This window comes from Streptomyces sp. NPDC050147 (assembly GCF_040660195.1).
Classification (GTDB): domain Bacteria; phylum Actinomycetota; class Actinomycetes; order Streptomycetales; family Streptomycetaceae; genus Streptomyces.
This window is the reverse complement of sequence record NZ_JBFALJ010000004.1, coordinates 173,884-187,546: the sequence shown is the minus strand read 5'-3', so window position 1 is coordinate 187,546 and position 13,663 is coordinate 173,884. Positions and strand designations below refer to the sequence as shown.

Sequence of the window (13,663 nt, the reverse complement as noted above, 5' to 3'; positions counted from 1 at the left end):
GGCGGGGCGTGGCCGGGGACGGTGTCGGCGTTCATCGGACCCTCCAGGGTAGGCGCGGCGGTCCCTGCCTCCCTCAACCGAAAGGTTGATCGCGGGCTCCCTCCTTCGATTCGGGTGAAGCGTGCTGTGGCGCGATGCGGCGGAGGCGGGCGCGGACGGAGGGTGGGGGCATGTTCGTCGCATGGAGAGACCTTCGGTTCGCCAAGGGGCGGTTCGCCCTGATGGGAGCCGTCGTCGTACTCATCACTCTGCTCGTGGGGCTGCTTTCCGGGCTCACCGCCGGGCTCGCCAGGGAGAACACCTCCGCGATCACCGGCCTTCCGGCCGACCACCTCGCGTTCGCCGCGCCGCCGCCGGGCCAGTCCGTCTCCTTCACCGGCTCCCGGCTGGATCAGCGCGCCTGGGAGAGCTGGGCGACGCGGCCAGGCGTACGGTCCGCCGAGCCCATCGGCATCAGCACCCTCAACGCCACCGCGGGTGACCGTTCGGCTGCCGTGTCCGCCTTCGGCGTCGAACCGGACTCCGGGATCGCGCCGGCCGGGGTCGCGCCGGGCGAGGCCGTGCTCTCGGAGAAGGCCGCGGCGGACCTCGGTGTCGGCCTCGGGGACACGGTGCGGCTCGGCGGGAGCGGGGTCGAGGAGCGGGTCGCGCGGGTCGCGTCGGATGCCTCGTACAGCCACACCCCCGTCGTATGGACGGCGCTGGACGACTGGCAGCGGCTTGGCCACCGGGGTACGTCGATGGACGAGCAGGCCACGGTCGTCGCGCTGCGGACCGGCGGCGGGATCGATCTCGCCGCCGGGGACAAGGCGGCGGGCACGGAGACGAAGTCTCTCGACGGCGCGCTCACGGCCATCGGCTCCTACCAGGCGGAGAACGGTTCGCTGCAGCTCATGCGCGGCTTCCTCTTCGTCATCTCCGCGCTGGTCATAGGAGCGTTCTTCACGGTGTGGACGATCCAACGCGCGGGCGACATCGCGGTGTTGAAGGCGCTCGGCGCGTCCACGCCGTATCTCCTCAGGGACGCTCTGGGACAGGCCGTGCTGATGCTGGCCGCCGGGACGGCCCTGGGGACGGGGATCGCGGCGGTGGTCGGTTCCGCGATCAGTGGCGGCGACGTCCCCTTCGTGCTCGATCCGCCGACCGTGCTGTGGCCCGCCGCCGTGATGATCGCCCTCGGGGCGTTGGGCGCGGGCCTGTCCGTCCGGCGGATCACCGCCGTCGATCCGCTGACCGCGCTGGGGAGTGCCCGATGAGTCTGTCGCTCGAAGACATCACGCTGACGTATCCGGACGGTGAGGGACGCCTCACGGCGCTCGACGGCGTCGGCCTCGACGTACCGGCCGGGACGCTGACGGCGGTCGTCGGCCCTTCCGGCTCCGGGAAGTCCAGCATGCTCGCGGTGGCGGCGACGCTGGTGCGCCCCGACCGGGGCCGGGTGGTGGTCGGGGGCACGGAGACGGGTGCGCTGTCCGCGGCCGAACGTGCGCGGTTGCGGCGGCGGCGGATGGGGATCGTCTTCCAGCAGCCGAACCTGCTGGCGTCCCTGACGGCACGGGAGCAGGTGGAGCTGATGGCGCGCCTGGACGGGCGCGGACGTTCGGGCGAGGTCCGGGAGCGGGCACGAGACCTGCTGGACACGGTCGGCCTCGCGGACCTCGCGCATCGACGCCCCCACCAGCTGTCGGGCGGACAACGCCAACGGGTCGGCATCGCGCGGGCGTTGATGAACGAGCCCGCGGTGCTTCTGGTGGACGAGCCGACCAGTGCGCTGGACCACGAGCGGGGAGCGGCGGTCCTGGACCTCCTCGCGCGCCTCACGCGAGAGTGGCGGACGGCAACAGTCCTGGTCACCCACGACCGAGCACGCTTGGCTGTCGCCGACCGGGTGGTGGAGCTGGTGGACGGCAGGGTGCGGATTCCCGGCCCGTCAGGCACCTGAGAAGAACGCGGCTCGCCACAGCCTGCCGACCGGAGCAAGGCTTTCCACCCCGCCCGACATCTGAGAACGAGCTCAGCACAACCGGCAAGGGCTGCTCCACCCGCGGGACCACATCTGGTCCGCGCGCAGGGCCAGAGCCGGTCCGCGCGCCACGCCACAACTGGCCGCGCGCGGAGCCACTACCGGTCTGCACACCGCTCCACATCTGACCGCCCGACCGGATCACACCTGGTTCGCGCACCGCACCACGACCGGCCCACACGCCACGCCACAACTGGCCGCGCGCGGAGTCACCACCTCTGCACACCGCTCCACATCTGACCGCCCGACCGGATCACACCTGGTTCGCGCACCGCACCACGCCCGGCCCACACGCCGCGCCGCAACTGGCCGCACGCGGAGCCACCACCGGTCTGCACACCGCTCCACATCTGGCCGCCGACCGGATCACACCTGGTTCGCGCACCGCGCCACGACCGGCCTACGCGCCGCACCACAACCCGTCCCGCGCCACGCCACGACTCGTCCGCGCGCCGCGCCACAACCGCCCCGCCCGCCCCGCCGCACCCAGTTCGCAGGCCGGAGCGCAGCGGCAGCGTTTACCTCGGGCCCGGGTCGCCGAAGAGTTCTACCGCTCCTCTGACCGCCGCGAGGCCCGAGGACAGGGCGCTGACCGAGCCGATCGCTCCGGCGACCAGGAGCAGGGAGCGTCGCAGCCGCGGCACCTCCGGGGCGCCGCTTCGAGCCATCGCGGCCAGCGCCGCGAGCTCGTCCTCGGCGATGCCCCGGTCGGGGAACTCGGCCGGATGAGCGGCGAGCTCACGGCGCAGTCGTGACACCGCCGTGCTCAACTCCGCGACGCGCGGATCCTCATCGCTGCCGGTCACTCGCCTCTGCCCCACGCTCCGCAACACAGCTCTCCCCCTCGCGCGACCTCGCGCGCACGTACTCGTTCCGATCTTGCCGACCCCGCACGGCGTTGGTCAGACACCAGGGGGACGCGGGCCAGTAAACGCCACGGGAAGCGGGACGCGCCACTTTATGGCCGGAACACACCGCCTCCGGCCCCGGGAGAATGCCGGGAGAGCCCCCGGCCACCGGGACCGCGCGGACGGGGTGCGGTATGCAGGAGCCATGACGAATCCGATGATCGCCGGACTTCTCCTCGCCGCGGGCGGCGGGCGACGCCTCGGCGGCCGGCCGAAAGCGCTCCTCGGCCACCAGGGGCGACCCCTCGTGGAGCACGCGGTCCGCGTTCTGCGCGAGGGCGGATGCACGCGCGTGCACGTGGTACTCGGCGCGGACGCCGATGCCGTACGCGAGAAGGCCTCGCTCCCGGGCTGCGTACTGATCGACAACCCGGACTGGCAGGAGGGTATGGGCTCATCGCTGCGGGCCGGGCTTGCTTCGCTCCGCGACGCCGGGGACGGCACGGACGCCGCCCTCGTCTCCCTCGTCGATCAGCCGGGCATCGGCCCCGCCGCGGTGGCCCGGGTGCACGCCGCCTTCTCCTCGCCCGCCACGCTCGCGGCGGCCGCGTACGACGGCGAGCGCGGCCATCCCGTGCTCTTCGGCGCGGACCACTGGGCGGGCATCGCGGCGAGCGCTGTGGGTGACCGCGGGGCGCGTGCCTATCTGAAGGAACACGCCGGGGAGATCGCGCTCGTGGAGTGCGGGGACGTGGCCCAGGCGTACGACATCGACACCCCCGCCGACCTGATCCACCTTGAGTGACCGGCATGGCACTCAGCGACACGTTCTGTCGATGAAGAGAATCTCGACATCAACAGACGATTGAACTTCCACTATGAGGAAACTAGTATCCACTGTTCAGAAGCACCCGTTCCCGCAAGTGGGGTCCACGACCGTATCTCGGCTCCTGTGGCACTGAGTGTCACCGCGAATGCCCGGCGGCCGCCGCGGCACCACCTGTGAAGCTCGCTGAAGGAAGTGACAGCTCATGTCCGCACCAGCGCAGTCCCCGCTGGCCATCGTCGACGCGGAGCCTCTGCCGCGGCAGGAGGAGGTCCTCACCGACGCGGCCCTCGCCTTTGTGGCCGAGCTGCACCGGCTCTTCACGCCGCGCCGTGACGAACTCCTCACCCGCCGCGCCGAGCGCCGCGCCGAGATCGCCCGCACCTCCACGCTCGACTTCCTCCCGGAGACCGCCGCCATCCGCGCGGACGACTCCTGGAAGGTGGCACCGGCACCGGCCGCCCTGAACGACCGCCGCGTCGAGATCACCGGGCCGACCGACCGCAAGATGACCATCAACGCCCTGAACTCGGGCGCCAAGGTCTGGCTCGCGGACTTCGAGGACGCCTCGGCGCCCACCTGGGAGAACGTGATCCTCGGGCAGCTCAACCTCACCGACGCCTACGAGCGCCGCATCGACTTCACGGACGACCGCAGCGGCAAGTCGTACTCCCTCAAGGACGCCGACGAGCTCGCCACCGTCGTCATGCGCCCGCGCGGCTGGCACCTGGACGAGCGCCACCTGCAGTTCGAGGGGCAGCCGATCCCCGGCGCGCTCGTCGACTTCGGCCTCTACTTCTTCCACAACGCCAAGCGCCTCATCGAGCTCGGCAAGGGCCCGTACTTCTACCTCCCGAAGACGGAGTCGTACCTGGAGGCCCGCCTCTGGAACGACATCTTCGTCTTCGCGCAGGACTACGTCGGCGTCCCGCAGGGCACCGTCCGCGCCACGGTCCTCATCGAGACGATCACGGCCGCGTACGAGATGGAGGAGATCCTCTACGAGCTGCGCGACCACGCGTCGGGCCTGAACGCGGGCCGCTGGGACTACCTCTTCTCCATCGTCAAGAACTTCCGTGACGGCGGCTCGAAGTTCGTCCTGCCGGACCGCAACCTCGTGACGATGACCGCCCCCTTCATGCGGGCGTACACCGAACTCCTCGTCCGCACCTGCCACAAGCGCGGCGCGCACGCGATCGGCGGCATGGCGGCGTTCATCCCGTCCCGCAAGGACGCGGAGGTCAACAAGGTCGCCTTCGAGAAGGTCAAGAACGACAAGGACCGCGAGGCGGGCGACGGCTTCGACGGCTCCTGGGTCGCGCACCCGGACCTGGTCCCGATCGCGATGAAGTCGTTCGACGCGGTCCTCGGCGAGAAGCCCAACCAGAAGGACCGGCTGCGCGAGGACGTGAAGGTCGCTCCCGAGGACCTGATCGCCATCGACTCCCTCGACGCGAAGCCCACGTACGACGGCCTGGTCAACGCCGTCCAGGTCGGCATCCGCTACATCGAGGCCTGGCTGCGCGGCCTCGGCGCCGTCGCCATCTTCAACCTCATGGAGGACGCGGCCACCGCCGAGATCTCGCGCTCGCAGATCTGGCAGTGGATCAACGCGGGCGTCGTCTTCGAGAACGGTCAGACCGCCACCGCCGACCTGGCGCGCGAGGTGGCCGCCGGTGAACTGGCCGCCATCCGCGCCGAGATCGGCGAGGAGGCCTTCGCGGCAGGCAAGTGGCAGCAGGCCCACGACCTCCTGCTCCAGGTCTCCCTGGACGCGGACTACGCGGACTTCCTGACGCTCCCGGCCTACGAGCAGCTGCGCTGATTCCCCAGCGGAGTTCATGACGAGGCCCCCGGCACCGCACAGCGCCGGGGGCCTTGGCATGAGCTAGCCGAGGTGCGAGGACCAGTCCTGTTCGGCAGCCGGCTTCCCGTGCAGGTCAGGGACCCGCTTCAGCCAGGCCGGACGCCCCTTCTCCGTAGCGGCAGCGCGCCTGGCGTCGGCGGCGGCAAGCTCTCCCCGGCTGGGGAACTCCCGCGGCAGCCAGGCCGCCGACGTCCGCGCACGGGCGAGCAGGAAGCCGACGTACGCCTCCCGCACCTCGGCGGGTGAGGAGAACCCCGGCTCGTCCGCCAGCCACGCGTCCGGCACGAGACCGGCGATCTCGCGCAGCGCCGCCTCCGTGACGAGGGGGGCGAGTTCCGCGTCGGCGGCGGCCGTATCGGGGGCGTATCCCCCGAGGGCGTGGTGCCGGAAGTCGTACGCCTTGTCGGGCGCGGACGCGCCCCAGCGGTGGTGGAAGACCAGGGCCGCGCCGTGGTCGATCAGCCACAGGCGAGGCTCATGGACGCCGAAGAACGTGGGCCAGATCATCAGGTTCGAGCTGTGCACCGTGCGGTCGACGTTCGCGGTGAGGGCGTCCAGCCACACCACCTTGCCCGCCTCCAGCGGGCCCACGTCCAGCGCCTCGGGGGTGAAGTCCACCGCGCCCGGCAGGAGGTCCATGCCCAGGTTGAGCCCGGCGCTGGCGTCAAGGAGGTCCCGGACCTCCTGGTGCGGCTCGTCCGCCGCGACCGCCGGGTCGAAGTGGACCAGGACGAGTTCGGGGAAGCGCAGGCCGAGGTGGCGGGCCAACTCACCGACGATGATCTCGGCGACCAGCGCCTTGCGGCCCTGCGCCGACCCGGTGAACTTCACGACGTACGTCCCCAGGTCGTCGGCCTCGACGACACCGGGCACGGAGCCGCCGGCCCGCAAGGGCTCGATGTAGCGGGTTGCGGTGACCTCCCTCAGCGTGCCCAAAGGTCCCACCGCTCCATTCCCTTGCTTTCCACGACCAATTCCAGCGCTCAGCATAGTAAGGAGCACTCATCTCGGGAGGCAGGCCCGCCTTGTCAGCGCTTACGCGCCACCGCCCCGTACATGGCGATGGCCCGGTCGTCGATGCCGTCCTGCTCGGGGCCCGGCCGCCACTTGTGAACCTGGGTGATCCCGGGGTCGACCAGGTCCATCCCGTCGAAGAGGGAGGTGGCGGTCGGCAGGTCGCGCAGGGCCATGGGCATGCCCTGCTGGGCGTACTCCTCGGCGACCCGGCCGACCTCCTCGGGCGCGAAGTCGGCGGTGCCGATGGTCATCGCCAGGAAGCTGCCCGGCGGGAGCGGTTCGAGCAGTCGCCGCACCAAGCGCCGGTCGTCCGGCGGCAGGATGAAGTGCAGAATCCCGATGATCATCAGGCCGACCGGCTCGTTCACATCGATCAGCGCACGGAATTCGGGACTGTCCAAAATGGTGTCCGGGTCGTGCATGTCGGCGTCGACGTAGGCGGTCGCTCCCTCGGCCGAGCTCTGCAGGAGGGCGCGGGCGTGGGCCAGGACGATGGGGTCGTTGTCGACGTAGACCAGGCGGGACTCCGGTGCCACCTCCTGCACCACCTCGTGCAGGTTGGGGGCGGTGGGAAGACCGGTGCCGATATCGAGGAACTGCCGGACGCCTTGCTCTCGGGCGAGGAAGCGCCCGGCACGGTGCATGAACCGTCGGTTCTCCAGCATGTGCACGGGCAGCGCCGGCCAGTGCGCGCACATGGCGTCGCCCGCCTCAGCGTCGACAGGGTAGTGGTCCTTGCCTCCCAGGATGTAGTCGTACACCCGCGCCGAATGTGCCGTCGACGTGTCTATCCGATCGCCTGCGCTGTGCATGGGCCCGCTCCGCTCTTCACCGCTGACAAGAGACTTCAGACGCTACAGCGGGCCGGCCCCTTCCTCGAACAGCTTGACACCGTCAGGGCTCCACCAGGGGGCGGGCCACCCGAAGTTGAGCGAGCGTCAGAGGAGAGATCCCGGCGGTCCGTTCCAACGGCGCATCAACCCTCCGAGCCGCCGGTGACCGGGCACTTCTGCGCGGCCGGAACCGGCGCCGTGGACGCGGGTGCGGACGCGGGCGCGGTGACGCGCCCGGCCGCCGGGCGGTCGCGTGCCGTCAGGCGCACCATGACGTCCTGCAGGGGGCGCAGCGAGATGACCGGCGAGCCGTACTGCAGGGCGTGGCCCGGGATCATGCTCAGCTTGAACCGCTGGTTGATCATCGTGACGATGGTCCGCAGTTCGAGCAGCGCCATGGTGTTGCCGATGCATTGCCGCGGCCCCGCGCCGAACGGGAAGTAGGCCATGCGCGGGCGTTCCTTCACGGCCTGCGCGGTGAAGCGGTACGGGTCGAAGGCGAGCGGGTTGTCCCAGTGGAGCGGGTTGTGGTGGGACACGAGGGGTGAGAGAAGGATCGACGAGTCGGCTTCGATGTCGTAGCCGCCCAGGTTGTCCGGGCCGACGGCGGCCCGGGGAAAGATCCAGATCGGCGGATACATCCGCAGGCTCTCGTCCACCACCATTTTGGTGTACGTCAGCCCGTCGGTGTTCTGCTTGTCCGGAAGGCCACCGCCGAGGACCTGGTCGATCTCCGCGTCCAACTCCTCCTGCACGGGCGGGTGGTTGGCGATCGAGAGCAGGGTCCAGCACAGCGACACCGCGGTCGTCTCGTGCCCCGCCAGGTAGATGGTCAGGAGCTCGTCGCGCAACTCCTGATCGGTCCAGGGCTCGCCGGTGACGGGGTCCTCGGCCTGTTCCATCAGGGATATCAGCGAACCCTCGCCGGTGCGCGCGTAGTTCTCGCGGACATCGGCGACGATCTTGTCGAAGACCCGGTGGATGCGGGCGATCTTGTGCTTGCGGTCGGTGGGCAGCCAGGACGGCAGCATCTCGGACGGCGTGCCGCGCCGGAACATCACTTCGACCACGTCGTCGACAATGTGCTTGAGCACCCGGGACGAGGGCTTGATGTCGTAGGCGAAGAGGGAGCGGCTGAGCGTGATCAGGGTGAGCCTGAGCATCTCGGTCATCAGGTCGACGGGCTCGTCGCGCGCGGCCTTGGCGTCCCAGTCGTCGAGCATCTCGTTCGTGGCCGTGACGATGTTCGGGACGATGTCGAGGATGGTGTTCTTCTGGAACGCCGGCTGGACCGCCCGGCGGTGCCCGCGCCAGAAGTCTCCGTCCGAGGTGAGAAGACCCTTGCCCATGACGACGCTGAACTGCTCGTAGAGCGGGCCGCGTACGTAGTTCGCGTGGTTCTTCACCAGGACCTGCTGCACCGCTTCGGGACCGGTGATCTGATGGACCGTCATCGGTCCGAGCCGCATGCGCACGGTCTCGCCGTGGTCACGCTGCAGGCCGAGGAGGAACTCGGCGGTGTTGCGGCGCCAGGGGCCGAGGCTGCCGAGCAGCGGCACTCCCTTGGGGCCGGGAGCGCGGGCGGCACCGCGGGGTGTGGTCGCGGGGGCTGTGGTGGCGGTCATCGGCGGTCTCCTTCGTGGCGGGGCTGGGGGCGCGGCGTCGTCGTGCGGCGCGCTTCGTCGATCGGAGTGGCGCCGCGGACGGCGCGGCGGGCCTCGTCGCGGGGCACCGGGAACACGCGCCGCACGAAGAGGTTGTCGAAGACGACGTCAGGGGCCAGCCTGCGCAGGACGAGGGTGCTGCGGGCGAGGAACCCGACGGGGTAGCGGGCGCTCGGGCGGGCGCTGCGTACTGCCCGCTCCACCACCCGGGCGACATCGTCGGCCTGGATGGCGAAGGTGCCGGCGAGGGAGCGCCGGCTGCCCGTGTAGATGGCGTCGAAGTACTCGGCCGTGCGTCGGCGGAACTCGTCGTAGTCCTTGCTCACGGGCTTGAGGTTGGCCACGTAGGTGGCGCCGAAGTCGGTGGTGCGCACCGGGCCCGGCTCGATGAGGACGACGCGGACGCCGAAGTCCGCCACCTCGAGTCGAAGGGCGTCGCTCAGTGCCTCGACCGCGTGCTTGGACGCCTGGTAGAAGCCACCGCCGGGGACCGCGTAACGGCCGAAGATGGACGAGACGTTGACGATGGTTCCGCGCCGCGCGGCCCGCATCGCGGGCAGCACCAGCTGGCTGAGCCGGGCGAGGCCGAACACATTGGTCTCGAACTGCCGCCGCATGTCGTCCAGGCCTGCCTCCTCCACGACGCCCGACATCGCGTATCCGGCGCTGTTGACCAGGGCGCCGACCGAGCCGTGCTCGGCCTCGATGAGGTCGACGACCTCGCGCATGCTCGCTTCGTCGGTGACGTCCAGGCGCAGCGTCCGGATTCCTTCGGCAGCCAGCGGAGCAAGGGTTTCCGGCCTGCGTGCCGTGGCGTACACGGTCAGGCCGTCCCTGTGCATCCGCAGGGCGCAGGCGCGGCCGATCCCGGAGGAACAGCCGGTGATCAGCACGGGCAGGGCTGTCGTCATCCCACTCTCCTATTCTCCGCCCCGATCCTGGGGGTATATCCCTGTGCGGGGCGCCGTGGTATCAATTGAAGCGTCAGCGGAAAACAATTCAGGGGGCTGTGGCAAAAAAGCGGCCCGCGCGCTCGGAAGGCAGTTTATGTACCACCGAATCGTTGCCGCCAAGCTCCGTAAGGCTTTTGCCGACATCAACGCCGGGAACTGGCAGTCCATGGTGGACACGCTGGCACCGGAGTTCACCTACGTCTTCTACGGCGAGCACGCGCTCTCCGGTGAGCGGCACACCGTCGAGGCGATGAGCCTGTGGTGGCAGCGGGTCTTCAGGCTCATTCCCGACGCCGGTTTCGAGCCGCTGGAAATCATCATCTCCGGCGGCCCCTGGATGACCAAGGTCGCGACCCGGGTGCGCATCGGCGGGCCGCTGCCCGACGGCACCCGCTACGACAACATCATGACCCAGTTCATGTATCTGAAGTGGGGCAAGATCACCGAGATCCACACCCTGGAGGACACCGTCGTCCTCCAGCGGGCACTGGACTCCATCGCCGCGTCCGGCAACGCGGAGGCACGCGCCGAACCCATCACCGACGCGTACGCCCGCTCCGTCCGGCAGGGCTGACGTCGCGCACCGGCCCCGGCACCACCAGGTGCCGGGGCCGGTGGTTTCACCCCAGGGCGCCCAACTGCTTGGCGAGGTCGAGCCCGTCGAGCGAGAACCAGCTCTCCACGATCTTCCCGCCGTCGAAGGCGTCGATCACGATGCCGCTGACGGCGAACTCCCGGCCGATGGCCGGCACGCCCTCGTAGGGCTCCCCGGTGTGGGTGCCGCGCGCGGTGAACCGGCTGACGACCTTCTCGTCCTCCAGGATCCAGTCGTCGACCGTCACATGGAGGTCGGGGAAGGACGCGCGCTGGAGCCGCACCCACTCCTTGAGGTGCTCGACGCCCTCCTTGCCGTTCGGGGCCGTTCCGTGGCTGATGTGGTCATCGCCGGCACCCTCGTAGATCACATCGAGGTTGCCCTTGTTGAGGCACTCCTCGTAGTAGCGCTCCAGTACGGCCTTGTTCTCCAGCAGCTTCGACATGTGTACCTTCCCTGATTTACGTGCAGTGCTTCTACGTGCAGCGAATTTCCGTGCAGTTCATTTTCCGTGCAGTGTATTTTCTGCCGAATTCAACCGTGTCATTCCCGAGGGCAGCGGTCAACCATTTCCGACCGGGCCGCGCAATCCCGAAACGGTCATGACGGGAGCGCCCGATTCTGAGTTCTTCACTCTCCACACCCCGAGGGCCGGATCCCCTTCGATGAGGGAATCTCCGGACTCCTGTGAATGGAGTGCGATACGGCCGATGACCAACGGGTCCTTCGCGACCGAAACACCTTCGCCCTGGCTGGCGCAGGCCCGGATCACGTTCTCCAGTGCGGAGACCGGCAGCGCGGTGCGCGGCGCGTGGAGCGTCGCCCACAGGTCGTTGGGGACGCACGGCCGCACCACGGCGGTCAGGCGGCTGTCCGGCCCTTCGGACCAGACGGCGGCGGGCACCACCGACGCACGCCAGCTCAGCAGTGGCGGGCCGGAGCGCCAGACGGTCGTCGGTTTCACATCGGGCCGCGGCAGGGCGGCGGAGCGGGTGCCGCCCGGCTCGTGGACGACGCGCAGGCTCGCCTCGGGTCCGTCCCCGGCGTCCGACACTCGCCTGAACCGCACGTCGACCACCCAGGTGTCACCCTCGTGGGCGCCGCTCACCTCGCGCTCCCACACGGTGGGTTCCGCGTCGAGCCGCAGCAGGTCGAGCGGTACGACGACCTCTTCCAGTGAGCCGGCCCGCAGCTGAGGGAAGTCCTCGGGGACGATCCACTCCGCACCGCGCACCGCGCTCTCCAGGAGGACGCTCACGGGGACCGCCGCCGCGCCGTCCACCAGGAAGTCGCCGAGGACCGGCGCCCGGTCACGGTCGAACGTCACCCGCGACACCATGCGGACGTGCGGCTTGTACGTGGTCACTTCGCCGAGGTGGAAGATCCGCGGATAGGTGCCGGTGAAGCCCGGCAGGTCGGGCACGACGGGATAGTCGGTGGCCTGGCCGGGGCTCATCGCCCTGCCCAGCGGTCCCACGAAAGTGACCTCGCCCTCGGATCCCGCCCGCAGCTCCGCCTGCCACTTGGCGAGGCCGTCGGTGATGTCGATGGCCGCCATGTAGCGCAGCGTCGCCGAGAAGTTGGAGATGAGACCGATGCGGTCCCAGGTCGGCCAGGCGAGCGTCATCACGGGGAAGTCCGCGCGGCGTCCTGCCCACCGGCCGAGCCGGGCCAGACCTTCGTTGGCCGCCGCGTACTCGAGCTGGCCGACCATCCCGCCGAGCCGGCCGGTGAGGGAGCCGACGCTGCAGAAGAACTTGAGCCGGTGCTCCCGCAGTTCACCGAAGAGGTTGAGGAAACCCCCGATCTTGGTGCGGACGGTCCGCAGGATCTCCTCGTCGGTCTTCTTGGGCAGCCTCGCCGCGGTGTCCACCCCGGCGTTGTGCACGACCCCGGTCAGCGCGGCGCCCTCACGCGCCAGGAGGGCGCGCACCTGCTCCAGGTCGGTGAAGTCGCACCGGGCGTAGTCGACGCGCAGCCCGCTGGACCTGGCTTCGGTGATGTTGGTCGCGAGTTCCCACAGGCGGCGGGTACGGGCGATGTCCCGCCGTATCTCGACCGGCGTCACCCCCTGCCGCAGCCGGGCCCACACCTCCTGCTCGTACGCCTTGAGTTCGCTCTCCCCCGCACCGAACCACGGTTCGTCGCCGGTGGGGAGTTCCTCCCGGCCCGTCACCACGACCCGCAGGCCGTAGGTGGCGGCCAGCGAGCGGGCCAGTTCCCAGCCGATGCCCCGGCCGCCGCCGGAGATCAGCACACAGTCGTCGGGGCCCAGCGGGACGGCGGGCTCCCCGGCCGGCCGGGCGACGGGTGTGAGAGTCAGCCGCTGCCCCTCGCGGTGACCGACCTCCAGCTCGCCGGGCCTGCCCAGTTCGGCGGCGACGATGCCGGGCAGGCCTGCCACGGCGGACAGGCTCGTGTCGACGACGCGCGCGTTGCAGTTCGGCAGTTCGCGGTGCAGCGTCTTCGCAAGACCCGCCCAGATGCCACCGAGCGGCTGCACCATATCGTCCTGGGGGTGATGGCCCATGCCGCCGCCCAGATAGGTCACGGCCAGGTAGTACAGGCGCCGCGCCGATGTCTCGGCGGACCAGTCGTCGTAGTGCTCGCGCAGCGCGGCCACCGTCTCGAGGAGCGGCTCGCGCCAGGCCTCGCCCGGGTCGCCGGAGTCGCCCGGGTCGCCGGGACCGGTGCCCACGGTCAGGTCGACGATCGCGTCCACAGCGTCGCCGCCTGCCCCGGGGGCCCCGGGGGGCTCATGAGCCGCCTTGTGGCGTCGTACCAGGGCTCCGTGCCCGGTCAGTTCACGCTCCACGGCCGCGGCGGTCTCCCGGTCGCCGCCGAGGAGCAGGACCCGCATCCCCACCAGGCGCGCGGGGTCTGCGGCGGGCGTCGGCAGGGCGGTGAGCTGCCATTCCATCCGGCTCACCGCCTGTACCGAGGCGTTGGCCGCGGCGTCGGCGGAGACCGGCGGGGGCGGCCGTTCGCGTACGGGTGTCATGGTGCGGTTTCCTTCCTCCTCAGGCAGGTCGGTCAC

General features: G+C 70.3%; 12 protein-coding genes. 5 read left to right on the top strand and 7 right to left on the bottom strand.

What is annotated here, in order from left to right:
- The first annotated feature begins 170 nt into the window (after window positions 1-170).
- Together AB0I94_RS09490 and AB0I94_RS09485 are read left to right on the top strand one after the other, a co-directional pair.
- A complete protein-coding gene (locus AB0I94_RS09490; protein WP_363308883.1) occupies window positions 171-1,256 on the top strand; it encodes an ABC transporter permease in 1,086 nt (361 codons plus the stop codon).
- Window positions 1,253-1,942, top strand: a complete 690-nt coding sequence (locus AB0I94_RS09485; protein ID WP_363308881.1) for an ABC transporter ATP-binding protein — start codon at window positions 1,253-1,255, stop codon at window positions 1,940-1,942. The genes AB0I94_RS09490 and AB0I94_RS09485 overlap by 4 nt, the downstream gene beginning before the upstream one ends.
- 599 nt (window positions 1,943-2,541) lie before the next feature.
- On the opposite strand, the gene AB0I94_RS09480 is transcribed toward AB0I94_RS09485, so the two are convergent.
- On the bottom strand, window positions 2,542-2,856 hold the full coding sequence (locus AB0I94_RS09480) for a DUF5955 family protein (RefSeq protein WP_363308880.1): 315 nt from the start codon (window positions 2,854-2,856) through the stop codon (window positions 2,542-2,544).
- 220 nt (window positions 2,857-3,076) lie between these two features.
- Between AB0I94_RS09480 and AB0I94_RS09475 the strand changes: the two genes are divergently transcribed.
- Both AB0I94_RS09475 and aceB read left to right on the top strand, forming a co-directional pair.
- Window positions 3,077-3,676 carry a nucleotidyltransferase family protein gene (locus AB0I94_RS09475; protein WP_363308879.1) on the top strand — a complete coding sequence of 200 codons (600 nt, stop codon included), beginning with the start codon at window positions 3,077-3,079 and terminating at the stop codon, window positions 3,674-3,676.
- 226 nt (window positions 3,677-3,902) lie between these two features.
- Window positions 3,903-5,522 carry a malate synthase A gene (aceB, locus tag AB0I94_RS09470; RefSeq protein ID WP_363308878.1) on the top strand — a complete coding sequence of 540 codons (1,620 nt, stop codon included), beginning with the start codon at window positions 3,903-3,905 and terminating at the stop codon, window positions 5,520-5,522.
- A 63-nt stretch (window positions 5,523-5,585) separates the two neighbouring features.
- On the opposite strand, the gene AB0I94_RS09465 is transcribed toward aceB, so the two are convergent.
- From AB0I94_RS09465 to AB0I94_RS09450, 4 genes are all read right to left on the bottom strand, one after another.
- Window positions 5,586-6,491 (bottom strand): HipA family kinase, encoded by a 906-nt coding sequence (locus tag AB0I94_RS09465; protein WP_363309030.1) that lies wholly within the window; start codon window positions 6,489-6,491, stop codon window positions 5,586-5,588.
- A gap of 101 nt (window positions 6,492-6,592) precedes the next feature.
- Window positions 6,593-7,393 (bottom strand): SAM-dependent methyltransferase, encoded by an 801-nt coding sequence (locus AB0I94_RS09460; protein WP_363308877.1) that lies wholly within the window; start codon window positions 7,391-7,393, stop codon window positions 6,593-6,595.
- Between the two features lie 164 nt (window positions 7,394-7,557).
- Window positions 7,558-9,039, bottom strand: a complete 1,482-nt coding sequence (locus AB0I94_RS09455; protein WP_363308876.1) for a cytochrome P450 — start codon at window positions 9,037-9,039, stop codon at window positions 7,558-7,560.
- Window positions 9,036-9,989, bottom strand: coding sequence for an SDR family NAD(P)-dependent oxidoreductase (locus tag AB0I94_RS09450; protein ID WP_363308875.1), 954 nt, complete (start codon window positions 9,987-9,989; stop codon window positions 9,036-9,038). Before AB0I94_RS09450 ends, AB0I94_RS09455 begins: the two co-directional genes overlap by 4 nt.
- A gap of 136 nt (window positions 9,990-10,125) precedes the next feature.
- On the opposite strand from AB0I94_RS09450, the gene AB0I94_RS09445 reads away from it, so the two are divergent.
- Window positions 10,126-10,605 carry a nuclear transport factor 2 family protein gene (locus AB0I94_RS09445; protein ID WP_363308874.1) on the top strand — a complete coding sequence of 160 codons (480 nt, stop codon included), beginning with the start codon at window positions 10,126-10,128 and terminating at the stop codon, window positions 10,603-10,605.
- A gap of 46 nt (window positions 10,606-10,651) precedes the next feature.
- Here AB0I94_RS09445 and AB0I94_RS09440 read toward each other — a convergent pair whose 3' ends face one another.
- Together AB0I94_RS09440 and AB0I94_RS09435 are read right to left on the bottom strand one after the other, a co-directional pair.
- Entirely contained in the window at window positions 10,652-11,071 is a 420-nt protein-coding gene (locus AB0I94_RS09440; protein WP_363308873.1) for an ester cyclase, read from the bottom strand.
- Window positions 11,072-11,188: 117 nt separating this feature from the next.
- Window positions 11,189-13,663 (bottom strand): KR domain-containing protein, encoded by a 2,475-nt coding sequence (locus AB0I94_RS09435; protein ID WP_363308872.1) that lies wholly within the window; start codon window positions 13,661-13,663, stop codon window positions 11,189-11,191.

Excerpts from the sequence above, each read along its gene's own strand:
- AB0I94_RS09475 (WP_363308879.1), top strand. The coding sequence starts at position 3,077 with ATGACGAATCCGATGATCGCCGGACTTCTCCTCGCCGCGGGCGGCGGG.
- AB0I94_RS09445 (WP_363308874.1), top strand. The coding sequence starts at position 10,126 with ATGTACCACCGAATCGTTGCCGCCAAGCTCCGTAAGGCTTTTGCCGAC.
- AB0I94_RS09455 (WP_363308876.1), bottom strand. The coding sequence starts at position 9,039 with ATGACCGCCACCACAGCCCCCGCGACCACACCCCGCGGTGCCGCCCGC.
- AB0I94_RS09485 (WP_363308881.1), top strand. The coding sequence starts at position 1,253 with ATGAGTCTGTCGCTCGAAGACATCACGCTGACGTATCCGGACGGTGAG.
- AB0I94_RS09450 (WP_363308875.1), bottom strand. The coding sequence starts at position 9,989 with ATGACGACAGCCCTGCCCGTGCTGATCACCGGCTGTTCCTCCGGGATC.
- AB0I94_RS09440 (WP_363308873.1), bottom strand. The coding sequence starts at position 11,071 with ATGTCGAAGCTGCTGGAGAACAAGGCCGTACTGGAGCGCTACTACGAG.
- aceB (WP_363308878.1), top strand. The coding sequence starts at position 3,903 with ATGTCCGCACCAGCGCAGTCCCCGCTGGCCATCGTCGACGCGGAGCCT.
- AB0I94_RS09460 (WP_363308877.1), bottom strand. The coding sequence starts at position 7,393 with ATGCACAGCGCAGGCGATCGGATAGACACGTCGACGGCACATTCGGCG.
- AB0I94_RS09490 (WP_363308883.1), top strand. The coding sequence starts at position 171 with ATGTTCGTCGCATGGAGAGACCTTCGGTTCGCCAAGGGGCGGTTCGCC.